This window comes from Pseudoclavibacter chungangensis, from assembly GCF_013410545.1.
Taxonomy (GTDB): Bacteria; Actinomycetota; Actinomycetes; order Actinomycetales; family Microbacteriaceae; genus Pseudoclavibacter; species Pseudoclavibacter chungangensis.
This window is the reverse complement of the sequence record NZ_JACCFV010000001.1, coordinates 1,899,387-1,917,947: the sequence shown is the minus strand read 5'-3', so window position 1 is coordinate 1,917,947 and position 18,561 is coordinate 1,899,387. Positions and strand designations below refer to the sequence as shown.

At 69.1% G+C, this 18,561-nt stretch carries 18 protein-coding genes and 1 tRNA gene; 6 read left to right on the top strand and 13 right to left on the bottom strand.

The window, feature by feature from the left end; all coding sequences use genetic code 11:
* Window positions 1–9: 9 nt before the first annotated feature.
* From iolB to HNR16_RS08585, 5 genes are all read right to left on the bottom strand, one after another.
* Window positions 10–981 (bottom strand): 5-deoxy-glucuronate isomerase, encoded by a 972-nt coding sequence (iolB, locus tag HNR16_RS08605; RefSeq protein ID WP_158041814.1) that lies wholly within the window; start codon window positions 979–981, stop codon window positions 10–12.
* A 176-nt stretch (window positions 982–1,157) separates the two neighbouring features.
* Window positions 1,158–2,663 carry a CoA-acylating methylmalonate-semialdehyde dehydrogenase gene (locus HNR16_RS08600; RefSeq protein WP_158041813.1) on the bottom strand — a complete coding sequence of 502 codons (1,506 nt, stop codon included), beginning with the start codon at window positions 2,661–2,663 and terminating at the stop codon, window positions 1,158–1,160.
* Window positions 2,664–2,788: 125 nt separating this feature from the next.
* Window positions 2,789–3,712 carry a Cgl0159 family (beta/alpha)8-fold protein gene (locus tag HNR16_RS08595; RefSeq protein ID WP_158041812.1) on the bottom strand — a complete coding sequence of 308 codons (924 nt, stop codon included), beginning with the start codon at window positions 3,710–3,712 and terminating at the stop codon, window positions 2,789–2,791.
* The gene (gene iolC / locus HNR16_RS08590; protein WP_158041811.1) at window positions 3,712–4,671 is read right to left on the bottom strand and encodes a 5-dehydro-2-deoxygluconokinase; all 960 of its coding nucleotides are present in this window, start codon (window positions 4,669–4,671) and stop codon (window positions 3,712–3,714) included. The genes HNR16_RS08595 and iolC overlap by 1 nt, the downstream gene beginning before the upstream one ends.
* A gap of 344 nt (window positions 4,672–5,015) precedes the next feature.
* The gene (locus HNR16_RS08585) at window positions 5,016–5,465 is read right to left on the bottom strand and encodes a DoxX family protein (RefSeq protein WP_158041810.1); all 450 of its coding nucleotides are present in this window, start codon (window positions 5,463–5,465) and stop codon (window positions 5,016–5,018) included.
* Window positions 5,466–5,704: 239 nt separating this feature from the next.
* Between HNR16_RS08585 and HNR16_RS08580 the strand changes: the two genes are divergently transcribed.
* On the top strand, window positions 5,705–6,394 hold the full coding sequence (locus tag HNR16_RS08580) for a MerR family transcriptional regulator (protein ID WP_158041809.1): 690 nt from the start codon (window positions 5,705–5,707) through the stop codon (window positions 6,392–6,394).
* A gap of 187 nt (window positions 6,395–6,581) precedes the next feature.
* Here HNR16_RS08580 and HNR16_RS08575 read toward each other — a convergent pair whose 3' ends face one another.
* Both HNR16_RS08575 and HNR16_RS08570 read right to left on the bottom strand, forming a co-directional pair.
* The gene (locus HNR16_RS08575) at window positions 6,582–7,391 is read right to left on the bottom strand and encodes an ABC transporter permease (protein WP_158041808.1); all 810 of its coding nucleotides are present in this window, start codon (window positions 7,389–7,391) and stop codon (window positions 6,582–6,584) included.
* Between the two features lie 332 nt (window positions 7,392–7,723).
* Window positions 7,724–8,635, bottom strand: a complete 912-nt coding sequence (locus tag HNR16_RS08570) for an ABC transporter ATP-binding protein (protein ID WP_158041807.1) — start codon at window positions 8,633–8,635, stop codon at window positions 7,724–7,726.
* A gap of 110 nt (window positions 8,636–8,745) precedes the next feature.
* Here HNR16_RS08570 and HNR16_RS08565 point away from each other — a divergent pair, with 110 nt between their 5' ends.
* The 3 genes from HNR16_RS08565 to HNR16_RS08555 all read left to right on the top strand — a co-directional run bounded on the left by HNR16_RS08565 (window position 8,746) and on the right by HNR16_RS08555 (window position 10,847).
* The gene (locus tag HNR16_RS08565) at window positions 8,746–9,870 is read left to right on the top strand and encodes a sensor histidine kinase (RefSeq protein ID WP_158041806.1); all 1,125 of its coding nucleotides are present in this window, start codon (window positions 8,746–8,748) and stop codon (window positions 9,868–9,870) included.
* 52 nt (window positions 9,871–9,922) lie between these two features.
* Complete coding sequence (locus tag HNR16_RS08560; protein WP_225737969.1) at window positions 9,923–10,609, top strand: response regulator; 687 nt, start codon at window positions 9,923–9,925, stop codon at window positions 10,607–10,609.
* Window positions 10,610–10,773: 164 nt separating this feature from the next.
* A tRNA-Pro gene (locus HNR16_RS08555) sits at window positions 10,774–10,847 on the top strand.
* Between the two features lie 107 nt (window positions 10,848–10,954).
* Here the strand turns inward: HNR16_RS08555 and HNR16_RS17845 are convergent.
* Genes HNR16_RS17845 through HNR16_RS08535 form a run of 4 tightly spaced genes read right to left on the bottom strand, consistent with a single transcriptional unit; the run spans window position 10,955 to window position 15,141 of the window.
* Window positions 10,955–11,749, bottom strand: a complete 795-nt coding sequence (locus HNR16_RS17845; protein WP_218868416.1) for a hypothetical protein — start codon at window positions 11,747–11,749, stop codon at window positions 10,955–10,957.
* Window positions 11,742–12,305 (bottom strand): recombinase family protein, encoded by a 564-nt coding sequence (locus HNR16_RS08545; protein ID WP_158041805.1) that lies wholly within the window; start codon window positions 12,303–12,305, stop codon window positions 11,742–11,744. The genes HNR16_RS17845 and HNR16_RS08545 overlap by 8 nt, the downstream gene beginning before the upstream one ends.
* 2 nt (window positions 12,306–12,307) lie before the next feature.
* Window positions 12,308–13,282 carry a restriction endonuclease subunit S gene (locus tag HNR16_RS08540; RefSeq protein WP_158041804.1) on the bottom strand — a complete coding sequence of 325 codons (975 nt, stop codon included), beginning with the start codon at window positions 13,280–13,282 and terminating at the stop codon, window positions 12,308–12,310.
* Window positions 13,279–15,141: an HsdM family class I SAM-dependent methyltransferase gene (locus HNR16_RS08535; RefSeq protein ID WP_158041803.1), complete on the bottom strand. Its 1,863-nt coding sequence runs from the start codon at window positions 15,139–15,141 to the stop codon at window positions 13,279–13,281. The genes HNR16_RS08540 and HNR16_RS08535 overlap by 4 nt, the downstream gene beginning before the upstream one ends.
* Window positions 15,142–15,430: 289 nt before the next feature.
* Here HNR16_RS08535 and HNR16_RS08530 point away from each other — a divergent pair, with 289 nt between their 5' ends.
* Both HNR16_RS08530 and HNR16_RS08525 read left to right on the top strand, forming a co-directional pair.
* The gene (locus tag HNR16_RS08530) at window positions 15,431–15,754 is read left to right on the top strand and encodes a hypothetical protein (RefSeq protein ID WP_158041802.1); all 324 of its coding nucleotides are present in this window, start codon (window positions 15,431–15,433) and stop codon (window positions 15,752–15,754) included.
* Entirely contained in the window at window positions 15,751–16,314 is a 564-nt protein-coding gene (locus HNR16_RS08525) for an antirestriction protein ArdA (RefSeq protein WP_158041801.1), read from the top strand. The genes HNR16_RS08530 and HNR16_RS08525 overlap by 4 nt, the downstream gene beginning before the upstream one ends.
* A gap of 39 nt (window positions 16,315–16,353) precedes the next feature.
* Here the strand turns inward: HNR16_RS08525 and HNR16_RS08520 are convergent, their stop codons facing one another.
* Both HNR16_RS08520 and HNR16_RS08515 read right to left on the bottom strand, forming a co-directional pair.
* A complete protein-coding gene (locus HNR16_RS08520) occupies window positions 16,354–17,769 on the bottom strand; it encodes a plasmid recombination protein (RefSeq protein WP_158041800.1) in 1,416 nt (471 codons plus the stop codon).
* Window positions 17,770–18,170: 401 nt separating this feature from the next.
* Window positions 18,171–18,539: a hypothetical protein gene (locus tag HNR16_RS08515; protein ID WP_158041799.1), complete on the bottom strand. Its 369-nt coding sequence runs from the start codon at window positions 18,537–18,539 to the stop codon at window positions 18,171–18,173.
* Window positions 18,540–18,561 lie beyond the last annotated feature (22 nt).

The following is an 18,561-nucleotide window of genomic DNA, read 5'->3' as shown; positions in this document are numbered from 1 at the left end:
GCTCACGGGTCAGTTCTCCTTCGTCGGAGCGGGGGCGCTTCCGGCGTTCTCGGTGCGGTCGGTGTAGGGGAGGCGGGGGTCGACGTCCTGGCCCTCCCAGCTCTCGCGGACCCAGCCGTGGGCGGGGTCGTCGCTGATGAGCCAGGCGCGCTCGGGGCCGGGGCCGGCCATGACGTTGAGGTAGTAGAGGTCGTAGCCGGGGGCCGCGGCGGCCGGGCCGTGGTAGCCGAACGGCACGAGGGCGACGTCGCCGGAGCGGACGATCGCGTTCGTGTCGATGTCACCGGCCTCGGACGAGTACGTGGCGAACAGCCCGACGGGGTCGGCTTCGGCCGGGGTGTCGAGGCCGCGCGAGACGGCGGTCTCGAAGTAGTAGATCTCCTCGAGCGAGGTCTCGTGGCCGGGGTTCTCGACGTCGTGCTTGTGGGCGGGGTAGCTCGACCAGTTCTCGGCGGGCGTGATGACCTCGCACACGATGAACTTCTGTGCGTCGAGTCCGGCGACGGTGCCGAAGTTGTGCACCTGGCGGCTCGAGCGGCCCGCGCCGCGCAGCTCGACGGGGGTCTCGGCCTTCGTGATGTGGCGGAGCGGGAAGCGCTCGGTCGCCGGGGCCTCCGCGACGGCGACGCGGCCGGAGCCGTCGGGGCTCGCGGCGTTGCGCTCGGTGAGGCGGATCGTGCCGGCGGCACCGACGGGCAGATAGAGCACGTCGGCGGGGCCGTCGAAGACGGAGGGGCGGCCCGCGAGCGCGATGCTCGAGCGCTCGCCGGCGTCTTCGACGTCGACCGTGAAGGAGCCCGTGAGCGGGATGACGATGCGCTCGACGTCGCCCGATTCGAGGGTCAGACGGCCGGTCTCGTCGAGCTGCGCGATGCGAAGTCCCGTGTGGGCCCAGCCGGGCAGCGAGGCGTCGACGACGGTCTCCCAATCGCCCTGCGCGAGGGATCCCTTCGTGTGGAACCACTCGTTCGTCGTGCTCATGCGTGCTCCTTTGCTCGTCGATGCGATCGGCTGCTCGTCGCTCGGTCCGATCGGCGGCCGTGGTGGTGCGGGTGCTACTGGTGGTGCGGGGTGCTGCTGGTCGTTCGGTCCGGCCCGTCGTCGGGCCGGTCGGCCGCGTCGCCCGGAGCGGTGCTCCGGGCGACGCGGTGACGGGGTCAGTTCTCGGGGAAGCCGAGGTTGATACCGCCGTGCGTGGCGGGGTCGAGCCAGCGGCTCGTGACGGCCTTCTCCTGCGTGAAGAACGCGAAGCCCTGCTCGCCGTAGGCCTTCGATCCGCCGAAGGCCGAGTTCTTCCAGCCGCCGAAGGAGTAGTAGCCGACCGGCACGGGGATCGGCACGTTGATGCCGATCATGCCGACCTGGATCTCGCGCTGGAAGCGACGCGCGGCGCCACCGTCGTTCGTGAAGATCGCGGTGCCGTTGCCGAACTCGCCGGTGTTGATGAGGTCGACGCCCTCCTGGAAGGACTCGACGCGCACGATCGAGAGCACCGGGCCGAAGATCTCCTCGGTGTAGGCGCGCGACGTGGTGGGGACCGCGTCGAGGAGGGTCGGGCCGAGCCAGAAGCCGTTCTCGTCGCCGTCGACCTCGATGCCGCGGCCGTCGACGACGACCTTCGCGCCGTCCTGTGCGGCGACGTCGATGTACGACGCGACCTTGTCACGGTGCGCTTCGGTCACGAGCGGGCCCATGTCGGGCTCGCGGCGGCCGTCGCCGATGCGCAGCTTCGCGATGCGCTCCTCGATCTTGGCGATGAGCTCGTCGGCGACGGGCTCGACGGCGAGCACGACCGAGACGGCCATGCAGCGCTCACCCGCGGAGCCGAAGCCCGCGTTGATCGCCTGGTCGGCCACGAGGTCGAGGTCGGCGTCCGGGAGGACGAGCATGTGGTTCTTCGCGCCGCCGAGCGCCTGGACGCGCTTTCCGGTCTTCGCGGCGTTCTCGTAGATGTAGCGCGCGATGGGCGTCGAGCCGACGAACGAGATCGACTGCACCTCGGGTGCCTCGAGCAGACCGTCGACGGCCTCCTTGTCGCCGTGGAGGACGTTGAAGACGCCGTCGGGGAGGCCGGCTTCCTTCCAGAGGGCGGCGAGCCAGTTGGCGGCCGACGGGTCCTTCTCGCTCGGCTTGAGGATCACGGTGTTGCCCGCGGCGATCGCGATGGGGAAGAACCACATCGGCACCATGGCGGGGAAGTTGAAAGGCGAGATGATGCCGACGACGCCGAGGGGCTGGTTGATCGAGTAGACGTCGATACCCGTGGAGACGTTCTCCGAGAAGCCGCCCTTGATGAGGTGCGGGAAGCCCGTGGCGAGCTCGACGACCTCGATGCCGCGCTGGACCTCGCCGGCCGCGTCGGAGACGACCTTGCCGTGCTCGGACGTGATGATCTCGGCGAGCTCCTGGCGGCGCTCGACGATCAGTTCGCGGAAGCGGAAGATGATCTGCTGGCGCTTCGCGAGCGACAGGTCGCGCCACGCGGGGAACGCGTCGGCGGCGGCCTTGACGGCGGCGTCGATGTCGGCCTTGTTCGCGAGGCCGAGGGTCTTCGTCTGGACGCCGCGGGCGGGGTCGAAGACGGGCGAGGTGCGGTCGGAGGTGGCGGGCACCTCGGCACCGTTGATCCAGTGCGGGACGACGGGGAGTGTGGTTTCGGTCATGTCCGGTGTTCTCCTGGCGGGTCGGATGGTGGGTCGTGAGCGCGGCATGGGAGCCCCTGTGCCGTGGGTGTCGGGCGCCGATCGCCGCCGCGGGGTGGGGGCGGACGATCGGCGATCTCGTGCGGTCAGGCGCCGTGGACGAGGCCCGCGGCGATGTCGACGGCCTCGACGACGTCGCCGTCCTGCGGGTACAGCAGACTGCGCCCGACCGTGAGGCCACGGACGCCGGGGAGCGCGAGGGCGTCGCGCCAGCTGTCGTAGGTCGCGTCCGCGTCGTCGGAGCGTTCGCCACCGAGGAGCAGCGTCGGGAACGTCGTGGAGGCCATGACGCGGTCCATCTCGGGGACGACGGGAAGCTTCATCCACGTGTGCGAGCTCGTCGTGCCGATACCGGCGGCGATGCCGACGGAGCGGATGACGGCGTCGGCCGTTTGGTCGTTGACGATGCGACCGTCGCGCCACTCGCTGATGAACGGCTCGAGCATGATCGGGATGCGGGCGGCCGCGGCGTCGTTGACGGCCTCGGCGTTCGCGACGATCGTGGCGACGGTGGCCGGGTCGTCGAGGTTGATGCGCAGGAGCGTCTTCGCGAAATCGAGGCGGTCGCGCACGATACCGGCGATGTCGTAGCCGGTGAAGCGGTCGTCCATCTCGAAGCTCGCACCGCGCAGGCCGCCACGGTTCATCGAGCCGACGACGATCTTGTCGTCGAGCGCGCCGAGGAGCGCGAGGTCGTCGATGATGTCGGGCGTGCCGAGCACGCCGTCGACGCCGGGGCGCGACAAAGCGAGCGCGAGACGCTCGAGCAGCTCGTAGCGGTCGGCCATCGCCATGGGGTCGTCGCCGACCCCGAGCGCGCCGCGTGCGGGGTGGTCGGCGGCGACGATGAAGAGGCGGCCGTCGGCGGGCAGCAGGTCGCGGCGGGTGCGCGCCGCGTAGATCTCGGCGAGCGCCCCGGGGTCGGTGGCCCGGGTCTCGCGGAGGCGCTCGAACGCGGCGGCGTCGATGAAGCCGCGCTGGGCGAAGGTCGGAATGGCGGTGTCGGTCATCACTCGGCTCCCTGGAGGATCGCGTCGACCTCGGCGGTCGTCGGCATGGCGGTGGAGCACTCGAGGCGGCCGGCCACGAGGGCCCCGGCGACGTTGGCGAAGCGCAGGATGTGCTCGAGGTCCCAGCCCTCGAGGAGGCCGTGGCAGAGCGCGCCGCCGAAGCTGTCGCCGGCGCCGAGCCCGTTGACGACGTCGACGAAGTAGGGCGGCACCTCGACGGTCTCGTCGCGGGTCTTCGCGAGGACGCCCTTGGGGCCCTGCTTGACGATCGCGAGTTCGAGACCACGCTCGAGCAGGGCGTCGGCGGCGCGGTGGGGCTCGGTCTCGCCGACGGCGACCTCGCACTCCTCCTTGTTGCCGACCGCGATGGTGACGTGCTCGAGGGCCTTCGCGACCTGCTCGGACGCCTCGGCCGGGGTCGCCCAGAACATGGGGCGGTAGTCGAGGTCGAGGATCGTGAGCGGCGCGCGGCCACGGGCGGCCCATGCGTCGAAGTGCGTGCTGCGGCTCGGCTCCTCGCTGAGGCCCGTGACGGTCGACCAGTAGATGCGCGCGTCGCGGACGGCGTCGAGGTCGAGGTCGGCCGTCGAGACCTGCAGATCGGGGGCCTTGGGCTTCCGGTAGAAGTACAGCGGGAAGTCGTCGGGCGGGAAGATCTCGCAGAACGTGACGGGCGTGGGGTAGTCGGGGTCGGTCGCGACGAAGCGGTTGGAGACGTCGAGACGGTCGAGCTCGCGTAGCAGGTAGGTGCCGAACGGGTCGGCGCCGACGCGTGAGACGAGGGCGGTGGGGTGTCCGTGCCGGGCGGCGGCGACGGCGACGTTGGCGGCGCTGCCGCCGAGGAACTTGCCGAAGGAGGTCACGTCCTCGAGGCCGACACCGGTCTGCAGCGGGTAGACGTCGACGCCGAGACGGCCGATCGTGATCACGTCGAAGGCGGAAGCGGATGTTGTGGTCATACGGCGTCGTACAACTTTCTCGTTCGCGGGTGATGAACTGAGGCCAGCATAGCACTCTTTGTCATGACAAACGAACATAGTCGTCCTGCTTGTCACGCACCTGACCGGCCGACCAGCCGGTGTTCTCGCGTCGATTCACTCCGGACGGATCGTACGGGGATCACCTGTCCTCGCGTGGGGCACGGTGGCGCTGGGGGCCCGAGGTGGTCCGTGTTCCGGTGGAGCCGAATGCGACAGATATAAAAGATCTCAAGACATTGCGGCGCCGCATCGTGATCTCCGCCTGCTGGCGCTCGCGCCGACCCGTGGTTGCCATCCGTGGCGCGGACCGCAGGGGAATCGGGTCAGCGGTGATCGATGACGAGCACCGAGACGCACAGGAGGACGAACGCGACTTGCTCGGAACCCCGACGGAGGAGTCGATTCCCCGTCGTGCCGTCCTTGTCGCCCGCCCGGCGCGCGTCCACGACGTTCGCGGGGAACACGGTGACGAGCAGGAGGCCGAGACAGATCGCGGCCCACGGGCGCGTCGCCTCGATCAGGAGCCCGATGCCGCCCGCGAGCTCGAGCAACCCCGTCAGCCACACGACGACGGTCGGTTTCGGTACCCATTCGGGAACCATGTCGACGAGTGCCCGGCGGCGCGTGGGGACGAGGCGGGCGAGGATGCCCATGGCGCACATCGCGACGAGTCCCGCGATCGGCACCGAGACCGGGTGCAGGAACGGGGGGATGTCGAAGCGGTGGGCGATGATGCCGACGAGCAACGCGATCGCGGTGACGATGAACACCATGATTCGGCCTCCGTGTTCCGGGATGTCGTCGCGTCGTGGCGTCCGCGCGTCGACGAAGCCCCGGTGTTCGGGCTGCCGGGCGCCCGACGGTGAGGGTCGGCGCATGGCGTGGTCGACGACCTGGGTGGATTCGAGGTGCGGGGAACGTCCGTTGCGATGCATTAATTAGATATGTGAGGTGTCTAGTATGGGCTTGCGTACGATCGTTCGCAAGTGTGGGGCGAGTCGAGGGGGTGACGATGCGGATCTCCGAGCTCGCGGACCGCACCGGGGTCTCGATTCCCGTGCTCAAGCTCTACATCCGTGAGGGTCTGCTCGCCCGCGGAGCGCCGACGTCGGCGACGCAGGCGGAGTATGGCCCCGAGCACCTCGACCGCGTGAATCTCATCCAGGCGTTGCGGCGCGTGCAGGAGATGCCGCTCGCGCGGATCCGCGAGATCCTCGACCTGATCGACGCACCGCCCGCGGACGTCGTGACGGCGACCGGGCGCGCCGTCGGGGCCCTGCCGCCGTACGTCCCGCAGCCCGCGGACCTGGGGGACGCACGACGGGTCGTGGAGCATCTCGGCATGCGGTTCGCGCCCGAGCGGCCCGCGACCGCGCAATTGCAGACGTCCATCGAGGCGCTCGCGGCGGCCGGACTGCCGGTCGATGCCGAGACCCTCGACCGCTACGCGGCGCCGCTGTGGGGCACGGCCGAGGCGGAGCTCGTGCCCATGCAGGGCATGGCGACGCCGGACGCCGTCGCCTACGCCGTCCTCGGCACCGCGCTGTACGAACCGCTCATCCTCGCCCTGCGACGACTCATGCACCAGCACCTGCTCTCGCCCGAGGACGCGCCGTCCGGGCCGGACGCGGGCGGCGGGACCGACGTGCTTGCCGCTGATGCCGCGGCGCGCGCGGACGGCGGCGAGCCGGAACGCTCCTGAGGCGTGACCGAGACGGTCCGGCGCCGCTGCTGACGCGTGACCGACACGGTGCGGCGTCGCTCATGACGCGTGACCGAGAGGGTGCGTTGTCGCTCCTGGCGTCGACCGAGGCTGCGTGGCGTCGACCCGGACGACACCGCCGACGACGGGCACGACCGCCGGCCGTCGTTGCGTCCGTGCGCGTGTCTCAGCGGCGGGCGGTCACCGAGAACCCGACGATCGTCCCCACGACTCCCGTGACGGCGAGGCCGATGAGGGGTGCCGCGCCCAGGGGCTGCCCGATCCAGGCGTCGCCGACGACGTCGACCATGGCGCCGAACGGCAGGACCTCCCCGAGGGTGCGCAGCCATTCGGGGTAGGCCGTCGTGGGGCCGAACATGCCGCCCAGTACCCCGAAGCCGAGGAACGCGACGAGGCCGATCGCGACGGAGGCGTTCGGCGTGGGGGCGATCGCCGCGACGATCGCTCCGACGCCGTACATGCCGACGAGGCCCGCGGCGAGCGAGAGCGCGAGCGACCACCCGTCGGCGGGCGGTTGCAGGCCGAAGACCGCGGCGGCCACGGCAACGGTCACGGCGACGCCGAGGAGGAGTTGCGCGAGGCTCACGACGACGTTGGCGGCGAGCACGGCCGCGGGGCTCACGGGGGTGACCGCGAGGGTGCGGAGGATGCCCGTCCGCCGGTAGGTCGCGATGAAGCTCGGCATGTTCACGACGGCCACCATGGAGGCGGCCATCGTGGCGACGAGCGGCACGAGCGCGGCCTCGAGCGCGGTCATGTCGCCCACGCCGATGGGCTGGTCGGCGTACGGCTGCACGGCGTTCGCGACGAGGATGACGAGGGGGAGGAGGAGCGGGACGAGGATGCCGGACGTGTCGCGCACGGTCGAGAGCGCTTCGGCGCGGAGCAGCGCGCCGCCGCGTCCCAGGCGGCGCGACAGCGACGGGCGGGTGTCCGGTCGTCGGATGTCGCCTGGCGCGCAGGCGGCGCGCGCCATGATCCCGAGGCCCTCATGAGCCGCCCGCCCGCCGGGCGGACGAGGCCGGGTCGCTCGCCCGCTCGGATTCGCGCTCGCGTCAGTGTCCGTGCTCGTGCTCGTGCCTGTGCCCGTGTGCGTGTTCGGCGCGGACCATTCGGTGCATTCGGTGACCGGATGTGGTGCCGCCTCGATCGAGCCGGCCGGGGTGGCGGCAGCATCGGGGCGAACGCCCGCCCGCCGACTCGTGGGCGCCGCCCCGGCCGGTTTCCGACCGACGCCGTGGGGCGTCGCGGGCGGCGTCCGACCGGCGTCGTGTCCGTCGTGCCCGTCGTGGTTCGTCATGGGGGTCATCACTCGTCCTCCGGGTCGGTGTCGGGTGCTGGTGCGGTGCCCGTGAGGGCGAGGAACGCTCCGTCGAGCGTCGTCACGCCGGGGTGTTCCGCGCGGCACGCGTCGACGAGTGCGGTCGGGCTCGCGTCGGCGATCACGCGGCCGTCGTCGAGCAGGACGATGCGGTCGCAGAGCCGTTCGACCTCCTCCACGTCGTGGCTCACGAGGAGGATCGTCGTGCCGTCGTCACGGATGCGTTCGATCCGCGTGCGGATCCGGGCGCGTGCCCCGGGGTCGAGGCCCGTCGAGAGTTCGTCGAGCACGAGCACGCCGGGGCGGCCGGCGAGCGCGATCGCGAGTGCGAGGCGCTGGTGCTGTCCGCCGGAGAGTCGCTCGACCCGGGTGCCCGCCTTCGCTGTGAGGTCGACGAGGTCGAGCAGTTCGTCGAGCGGGTATGGCGCGTCGTGGAACGCGATGTGGAGGACGAGCAGCTCGCGCACCGTGAGGGCGTCGTGGAAGACGGCTCCCTGGAGCTGCACGCCGACGCGTCCGCGCAGGGCCTGGCGGTCACGCGCCGGATCGAGACCGAGGACGCGGATCGTGCCGGCGTCGGGCCGCCGCAGCCCGACGAGCGCGGCGACGAGCGTCGACTTCCCGGCGCCGTTCGGGCCGAGCAAGCCGACGACCTCACCGTGCTCGACGCGCAGGTCGACTCCGGCGAGCGCGGTCGTGTCGCGAAAGCGTTTCGTGACGCCGGACACCTCGATCGCGGCGTCGACGGGTGTGGGCCCGCTCGGTGTCGGCAGCTTCGTCGTCGTCCGGTTCGCTGTCGTCCGGTTCGTCGTCGCCGGGCCCGGGCGGGGGTTGCGGGGCGGATGGTCGCCGGTTCCGGCGGCCGCGTGACCGGCGGTGTGTGTCGTCGAATCGTCCATGTCGGCGACGCTACGGATGCCGCGGTCCGGTTTCGCGTGCCGTCGGTCACGACCCCGAACCGTGACTTCCGGCACCCGTCGCGCCGGGGTCGCCCGCATAGCCTGGGGGAATGACCGCGCGATGGATGGACCGGGTGACCGACGGGGTGCCGGTCGTGCTCTCGGTCGTCATCGGCGCGATCGTGATCGGTCCGGCGCTCGCGGATCCGTCGCTGTTGCACGTGTCGCTCCCGGTGTGGTCGGCGCTGTTCGTCGTGTACCTCGTGTCGCTCACGATCACGACGGTGTTCGCGGACCGGGTGCCGTGGCCGATCGTGGGTGTCGCGTTCGGTGTCATGTGCGTCGCGGCGCTCGCGGTCGTCGTGACGGCACCGGGTGCGGGGTGGATCATGATCACGCTCGTGTTCTCGGCGCTCGTGAGTGGCTACATCGTGCCGGTGTGGGGCAGTGCCGTGGTCGTCGCGGTCAATTCGGCCGTGATCCTCGGGGTCGCCTGGTCGCGTGGCTCGGTCACGGACGGGGTGCTCACGGCCGTCATCTATGCCGTCCTGCAGGCGAATGCCGTGCTCTTCGTGCGCGTCTTCCTGCGCGAGCGCTCCCTGCGGGCCGAGATCGAGGCGCAGAACGTGGCGTTGCGTGCGACGAGGCGGCTGCTGGAGCAGTCGTCGCGTTCGAGCGAGCGGCTGCGCATCTCGCGGGATCTGCACGATGTGCTGGGACACCGGTTGACGGCGCTGAGTCTCGAGCTCGAGGCCGCGTTGCACACGGCCCCCGACGCGTCGCGTGCGCACACGGAACGGGCGCGGGACGCCGCGCGGGAGCTGCTGTCGGACGTGCGCTCGACGGTGGGGGAGTTGCGCGCCTCGGACGACGATCTGGAGGCCGCGCTCGCGTCGATCGTCGCGGGGGTCGGCGCGATCCGCGTGGACCTGCGCGTCGAGACGGGCCCGGTGCACGATCCCGCGGTGATCGAGCTGCTCGTGCGGGCCGTGCAGGAGGTCGTGACGAACACGCTGCGGCACGCGTCGGCGACGGCGCTGCGCGTGACGGTGCGGCGCGGGGCCGACGGCGGCGTCGAGCTCGAGGCCGCAGACGACGGCGAGGGGACGCGCGAGGTGCGGCCGGGTAACGGACTGACCGGCATGCGGGAGCGCGTGGAGGCGCTCGGCGGCGCCCTCCGCGTGGACGGGCGCGACGGGTTCCGTGTTGTCGCGACGATCCCGGTGGCGTCGTGACCGGGCCGAGTCGTGAGGACTGGGACGGTGTCGTGACCGGGCCGGTGGTGTCGTGACCGGGGCGGAGCGGGCGGGCGACGTGCGCGTCCTCGTCGTGGACGATCAGACGCTCGTGCGCCGCGGGCTCGTCGGGCTCGTGGGGCTCATGCCGGGCGTGGCGGTGGTGGGTGAGGCGGTCGACGGTGCGGACGGCCTCGCACGTGTCGACGAGCTCGCGCCCGATGTCGTGTTGCTCGACCTGCGGATGCCGGGGACGGACGGGCAGTGGCTGCTCGAGCGACTCGCGCGACGCGGCGTGCCCGGGCCGGCGGTGCTCGTGCTGACGACGTTCGACGACGACGAACGACTGCTCGCGGCGGTCCGGGCCGGGGCGCGCGGCTATCTGTTGAAGGACGTGTCGCTCGAGACGCTGCTGGAGGCGATCGAGGCGCTCGCGGCGGGGGAGGGCTACCTGCACCCGGCGGTCACGGATCGCCTGCTCGCGAGCGTGCGCGCGAGCGCGGCCGCGGGCGGGGACGGCGCGTCGGCGGACGGGATCACGGTCGCGCCGCTCACGAGACGCGAGCTCGAGATCCTGCGCCTTGTTGCGGCCGGCCTGACGAACCGGGACATCGCGGAGGCGCTCGTGCTCGCGGAGGGGACCGTCAAGAACCACGTGTCGGCGGTGCTCCTGAAACTCGGCACGACGGACCGCACGAACGCGGTGCTGCGCGCGCTGCGCGAGGGCGTGCTGGACTGAGGCCGACCGGTGCGACGCGTTCCCTGCCGCGGCGCTGTCGTCGGCCGTCGGCTCACGAGTCTCGGTGTCGCGAGTGACACGCGACTCGGGTGTGGCACGAGGGGCCGCCGGTTTGCGCTACGATGGTCAGGTTGTCAACGCGGGCCCGCCCACGAGGACGACATCGGGATGTGGCGCAGCTTGGTAGCGCACTTGACTGGGGGTCAAGGGGTCGCAGGTTCAAATCCTGTCGTCCCGACGAAAGGCCTGGTCAGAACGATGTTCTGACCAGGCCATCGTCGTTTCCAAACTCAAAGTGACCGCTAAAGTCACCGCAAACACGCAGTGACCCCCCAGGACCGGCCGTTACCCCTCGCAGCGGCGGTCAAACAGGGACCAGCCACGCTTAGTGAGGCTGAAGACCTTGCCGAAGACGTCTGCCAACTCGACGAGGTCACCTCCCGCAGCGAACTCGGCCATGCCACCGCCGACGTGCTGCGCATGGCTGCTCCGGCCCACCAGCTGCCACGTGAGCGCATGGGCATCCCCGCTGAGCTGCCGCCACAGCAGACGGACGTTGAGGGCCTCCTGCGGGGCGAACACGAACTCCGAGACAACCCGCACGATGCTGGTCATCTCCAGCGCCTGGCCCTCCTTCAGTCCGTCAGCAGCACTCCAACGCGCACGGGCCTCAGCCCGTCGACGACGCATGTGCTCCCCGGAGTCCAGCCACTGGGCGGCATCCGGGTGCGACACGTCAACGTGAGGCCGAATGTCGTCGTGGTACTGCAGCGCCCGCTTGTAGAACTCCTCGACCACCCTCAGCGCCCGCTGCTGCCGGTCCACCGCGGAGTCGGGCCCGAGCACCCAAACAGCCATGCTGCTGCCCACCAGGGCGCCTCGGAGCACCGAGAAGTGCGCTGTCGGGAACACCTCCCCAACCTCAATCGCGGCCCGGGCCAGGTTCAGGTGCTGGGTCGCCGACACCAGGGATTGGCGGGCGACCTCGGCAGGATCGAGATAGGGCCACACCGCCTCGTCGCCGGCCAGCTCGCTTCCGGGCTCAGGGCGCTCCACCCCGCGGGACCGTGCCCGCCACCGATCGAGATCCTCGTAGGCCAGGCGGATCGAGGCCAGAGCATCCTGTTCGTCCTCAGTCACCCTCGGGCCTATCCAGCGCGCGGTAGAGGGTCTGACGCGACACCCCCAGCGATCGGGCCACAGATGAGACCGACTCTCCACCGGCGACGGCCTTGCCGGCCAGCCGGACCTGCTCAGCGGACAACTTCGGCTTGGGACCGGGCACCCTGCCCTCGGCCCGGGCGTGCGCCACGCCCTCCTTGGTGCGCTCGATCAACAGGTCACGCTCGAACTCGGCGAGGCCGGACATGATCGTGACCATGAGCCGGCCCTCCTTGGTGCGGGTGTCCAGCTCGGGCTTCATCACGACGACCGCGACGTCCTGCTTGGCCAAGCTCTCGATCGTGCGCAGCGTGTCCAGGGCCGTGCGGCCGAGCCGATCAAGGCGGGTGACCACCAGCACATCGTCGTCCCGCATGTAGTCCAATGCGTCCTTCAGACCGGGCCTGGCGGCCTTGGCGCCGCTCATGGTGTCGCTGAACACGCGAGCGCACCCAGCAGCCTCCAGGGCCGCTCGCTGGACTTCCAGCGACTCGCTCTGGCCCTTGGTCGAGACCCTCGCGTAACCGATCTTCACGGTCAGGCCCCGATCGCCTCGATCTCGCGGCCTCCGACACTCAACTCCCGAAGGACCTCGGCCACACAAGCCGCGGGGGCCGCGGGGACAAGCAGTGACGAAAGGGTTCTGTTCGCCTGTCGGCCGTAGGAGTACCGGTATTTATTCGCCTCGACCGCCATCTTCCACCAGAGCAGCTCGCCGATGGACATCTGGGTCTTCGGGCGCAAGATGGCCACATGGTAGCCAGTGACGTAGGGCTCACTTTGGAAGAAGGTGGCGAGGGGTGTTGCGCTCAGCGCAACTGACAGGGTCCCCGCGGGAGCCGGCGTGACTCCATCGGGCACAAGCACTCGACCCGCCACTCCGTTGTCTCGAGTTTTCCGGCTGACGAAGTTGACACCTTCGGGCGCGCTCACCGTGGTCAGTGTGCTCATCGATAGCCCATGGCCATACTCAATATCGAAATGATCGGTGATCGGAACCATTTCATCCGACGAACCGGGATACTGGCCCATTACAGTGCCAAGGTCAGCCGTCCCTGACAAGGACAAGGCGGGGATTTCGGCTTCATCGACCCACTGCGGTATTTCGCTGGGCAAGAGCACGGCTCCCAACGTCCTATTCGCCTCCCGGCCGAAGGCGCTATACCTGAACGCATTGGCTCGGATGCACATCGCGTAGTAGAGCTTGTGCACCAGCGGCATGCCGGGGTCCCGGGGCTCCAGGACAGCGACGTTCTGCGCCGTGTAGAACGGCCGCTGCTGAACATAGCTTGACAAGAGCCTGGACCCACCCAGCGCCACTGTGAGCCAGCCAGAAGGAAACGGCTCCAGGCCAGGTACAGGCCGGACACAACCAGCGACCCCCGCCTTTCCGTTCAACCCGCCGATTCGGCCCACGAACGCGACCCCAGTACCCGGCATAGCGGGGGTCATCTTGTTCATGTCGAGCTTGTTGCCATACGCAACGACGAACAGCTCCGACAGTGCCTTCACTCCTTCTCACCGCCAGCCACCGCTTCTGACGAACTGCGCAGCGTGAACAACGCGTAGTCCATCAGCACTTGCTTGAAATCTTCTTGGGTGATCGAGGAGTAGTCCGTCTCCATGTAGGCCTCAGCCACCCACTCGTCGCCAGCCGTCACCATCTGCATGACCGACTCGCCTGGATGGACTTCACGGTTCCGGAACGTCTCGACCCAACGGTCCCGGATCGTCGTGTGAACATGGTTTCGGTCCACGCGCCCCAGGTTCTTCACCTTGATGAATCCATCCTCACGCCAATACCCGAACCACGTCTTCCTGTTAGAAGTAGCGTGCGGCTTCTTCGCCGTGAAAACCATCACGCAGGTGACGACCCCCACGGGATAGAACACCTCTGGCGGCATCGACATCACGGCTTCCAAGGTGTGCTTCTTCAACAGGTTCCGCTTGTGCTCGCTCGGGGCCGTCGCGCACGAGATGGGCACAATAGCGATACCCGTCGCGCCGGGGGCCAAGTTGTCCAGCATGTGCTCGACGAACCGCAACTCATGCAGGTCGGCTTTGGACTTGGCGTAGGGCGGATTTACCATCCCCACTGTCGCCTTATGGCCCTTCATGCCAGCGGTGATAGCGGTGTCGAAGCACGATCCCTGGTACAGGTTCGCTTTGCCGTCGCCCCGCAAGATCATGTTTGACGCCGCGAGGGCATACATGGAGGGCTGCTGCTCCACGCCCACGAGCTGCTTCTTCTTGATCGACTCGACCTCGGCCTCCGTGGTGGCCGAGCGCATCATCTGGTTCATCGCCGAGATTAGGAATCCGCCAGTGCCCGCGCACGGATCCAGCACGATCGAGTCCTTGTCTACGTTGGCCAGGAGGCTGAACAACTCCGTCACGTGCTTGGGCGTGAGAACGATGCCCAGCCCCTTACCGTCCCCGCCGGTGTACTTTAGAAACTCCCCGTAGAAGGCACCAACCACGTCGAAGTCGTGATATACGGTGATGAACGGCATGACCTTCTCCGCGAGCATCCTCACGATCTCGTTGAGCAGGCCCTTCGGGAACGCCTTCATCGACTTGCTCAACTCAGGATGGACCTCGATCCCCGAGAAGGGCTGGGTCATGTTCGTGATCTTGGCGTTTGGCAACTTCGCCGCCAACATCACCTTCTTAATGGAGTCCATCCAGAATCCTGCGAGTTGGCTGGCCGGGTAGGCATCGTAGGTCTTGGCGAACACCTCGTCCTTGAGTGCGATCAGCGTGCCTGCCACGGCGAGAGGCTTCTCCTTCTCCTCCAGCTCGGCCTCGTCGCGCATGAACTCGTGCATCTGCTGCGAGAACTGGATCAAGTCCTCGGTGCGCTGGGCCTGGACTTTGCGATCGAACGAGGCGGCACGGATCAGGTCCTCCATGCTGACGAGCTCGGCGATCGGCGCACCCTGAGGAGAAACCAGTTGCTCCGGCTCGGTGCTGCCCTTCGGCATCACGAAGAAGGACCACTCGTTCGTCTTCTCGTCGCCTGACACTGCGATGGCGATCACGGTGTAGTTCGGCGAGAGAAACCTCGCGTAGTGCAAGACGCCGTCGACCGCGAAATCTGCGGCGCGATCGCGGCCAGGCGACTCGTGCTTCCTCACATCAGCCTTGCACTCGATCAGGACGACCATGTCGGGAGTGGCCGGCGCGGTGATGATGTGCTCGGGGTATCCCGCGCCGCCCTTCCCAGCTTTCGAGGCCTTGGCCAACGCCGTCCGGATGGCCGCGACGGCCGACTGCTGCTTCTCGACGATGATCGTCTCGTCATCGTCGTAGTACCCCAGAAACCGTAGCCGGGCGTCCACCATGTCCTCTGTGATTCGCTCGTTCGCCACGGCCACACCTTCCATCTCGATCCCGTCCAGGATCGGTCGATCTCGGACACCTGTCCAGCTCGGAGCCGTTCGGCCTGCCGGAGCCTCCGCCAGTGTATCATATTCCCTGTCCAGATCAGTAGGTGTACCAAGCAGTGCCTCGTGGCCTTTTCGGACACCTACCCTGCATGCACCGCTGACGCGGCGCCGGGCCTCGTGGTGAGGACCCGGCTGCGCCCGCAAGCGTCGATTCACCCGAGCACGGCTGCGAGGGTGCGCCGGGTCCTCCCCGACACCAAGGAGGACCACCATGGCCTGGACAACGATCCGCACCGCCGTCACGCTCGACCTGCCAGCCTTCACCGAGCCGGTCGAGATCCACCACGACCCCGCGCAGCACGCCCTGCTGGCCCTGGACCCCGCCACCGGCGAGTCCGAGGTCCTGACCACCCGCCTGCCCGACCTCCCGCTGCTGCCCGACGAGGCCGTCGTCAAGGACTGGTCCGAGCACAGCGGGCTCGCCCACGCCCTGGCCGAGGCAGGCGTCGTCGAGCTGATCGACGCCATCGCCGTCGGGCCGTATGCCGCCACGGCGCACCGCGTGCGCGTGCTGACCTCGGGGGATGCGGCATGAGCACGGCGACCCCCACGGACACTGGTGCTCCCCGGGTATGGCTCGGGTGCCTGGGCTGCTACAACGACGGGGCCCTGGTGGGCCGGTGGCTCGACTGCACCGACGTCGAGGACGTCACCCTCGCCGACCTCCACGAGGGCTCTGGGAGGCCGTACGCGGCCTGTGAGGAGGTCTGGGTGCTCGACCACGAGTTCGTGCCCGTCGAGGGCGAGTTCGGGCCTCTGGAGGCCGCTCAGTGGGGCCGGTGCTACGAGGAGGCCGGTCCTGAGCAGTGGCCCGCCGTGTGCGCGTGGGTCCGGTCCGGGATGCACGTGACCCAGGGGACCAGCGACCTGCCCTCGCTGCCCGACTTCGAGGAGCGGTACTGCGGACACTGGGAGAGCTTCCGGGAGTACGCCGAGCAGCTCGCCGACGACACCGGGATGACAACCGGCTGGCCGGAGGAGGCCGTGCGGTACTTCGACTGGGCGAGCTGGACCCGCGACCTCGCCTTCGACCACACCGTCGTCGACGCCCCGGCGGGCGAGGGCTACGGCGTGTACGTGTTCCGCGACCTATGAGCCGCCGATGAGCCCGCGAGAGCGGGTTTCTCGGTTCGCTCAGAGCTCCAGGTCGTACGCGCCACTGTGCTTCGCCTCCTGGCGGACCTCGTCGAGCAGGGCGGCCCTGCTCGCCCTGCTCGCCCACACCGGAGCCATGGCCCGGTTGTACACATCCCGCATGGTCTTGCCGTCCTTGCGCGGCGTGTCGAGGAACCGCTTGAAGTCCGGTGGCTCCTCGACGACCCTCGCCAGCTCGGCCTCGAGCCGTTCTTCGGTCTCCTCAAGGGCCCGGCGGGCGACCCGTGCCGCATCAGCCTGTCGTGCAGCCTCGGCGCGCTCGCCCTCAGCGAGGCGCGTTATCTCGGCGAGCTGAACCTGGGCCTCAAGCCGACCATCTTCGTAGCCCTCTCGGTGCCCGTCGGCCTTCGCCCGTCGTTTGATCTCGACGGCCTCTTCCAGCTCGGCAGTCACGGCTGCGCGCTCCTTCTCGGCAGCCGCGAGCTCGGCCTTGGCCGCTTGCTTGTACTCCCAGGCAGCCTTGCTGTCCTTCTCCGCGACCGAGATCTTGGCCGCGAGCTTGGTCTCGACATACTCACGCTCGGCGACCGCGACGCGCTCGGCATCCATCGACCTGCCGAACTCTTCCTTGCCCATCCCGGCGAGGTGGCGCTCCTCGTCGAAGTCCGGCGAGATGTCGTAGCCGCGTTCGATCAGATGCTGCTTGAGGCCCTCGTGGTACTCCCGCATCTTGGCCGGCCCACTCTTGACCTTGCCCTGCTCGTCGCGCACATCCCGGTGCGAGAACCATGCGCGCGAGGTGTCGACGCGCAGCCGCCCCGGCTTCCTCGGATCGGCGGCGAAGGTGTCGGCGACGATCTGAATGTGCGGCGTGGACTCGGAGAACTGAATGTCGTACCCGAGCACAGCATCGCGGCCACCAGGGATCACGTTCTCCGCGAGATAGTCGACCACGGCCTCGAAGTACTTGACGGCTTCATCGCGGTCCGCCGCGATCCAGCGGCTGCGCCGCATCGGCTCACCCGTGTTCCTGTCGACGACCGGCTCACCGGTCGTCGCGTCGAGCACCGGATAGAAGTCCTCGATCTCCTCGCACATCGACTTCGGCAGGTGAGAGACCAACAGGCTCGTGGTCACCGCGCCGCCGGCCATCTTCCCGTTCTTGTCAGGAGCATCCTCGCGCAACTTCCGACTGAGCAACCCCACCCGGGACTCGCCGTAGTCCAGCACCTGCCGACGATCGGTGCAGCGAGCAAACCCGCCGCTGTTGTCGTTGACCATCGCAATGTTCAGCTGCTCATCGGCGACGACAATATTCGGGTTGCGCGCCGCCCAGTACGTGATGCTCTGCTGGTCCAACTCGCGCATCGCCTCATGCAAGATCGCTGCGCGCTCACCGACCGCCTTCGTGTGCTTCGCGTGGAACCCAGCGCGGCCCACTACTTGCTCACTCATGATGCCTCCGTTCCTCTCCCCGAGCCTCGGGCTGCGCCACTCGGGGAGAGCACCTCCGACGCGTCCCATCCGTGCTGCGGGACCCTGCTTCGCCGCCCACAGCACGACCGTGCCGCAACAAATCCTTGTCGTGTGGGTCAAGGGCTGCGCACCCCCCGACAAGGATTTGTTTTAACCCCGTAAGACAAAGTGATCGAGCTGCGCTCGACCGGGCTGCGCCCTTCACTTTGTCCGGGGCCCTCCGGCGGCCGCTGCGCGGGGCTCCGGCCGCTGTGCGCCCGGGGAACCAGGCACCTCCACCGACGCCCCAGTGGGGCGTCGGCTTCGGTGCGGGCGGCAACACCGGGCAGTCGGGATCGAGGTCCCGGTGGGGCCTTGCGACAGTCGCCATCTCGACCACCTCAGGACCCGTAGTGCGCCGTCGAGGTGGTCGAGATCCCGGCCTCGTCGTACCCGTCGGCGGGCTCGTACGATGTCGAATAATCGACCACCGAACCATCGCCCGAGGTCGCCTCCTCGTGCCCGTCCTCGGCGCTACCCTGGGCGGTGAGCCACTCCCGGGCGTGGTCGAGATCGACGGCCCGCCGAAGAGTCTCCACCTCCTCCGCCGAGGTCGCTCCGAGGGAGTCGGCCAACCACTCCCCGAGGGAGTGCTTGGCGTCGAGGAGCGCCCGCGCTGCCGCCTTCTTCTCGGCCCGCTCGGCGGCCCGAATCTGGGCGTTGAGCTTGGCGCGCTCGGCCTTGAGCTCTGCTGCGGTCTTGTTGGTCATGGTTCCTGCTTTCTGTTGGTTG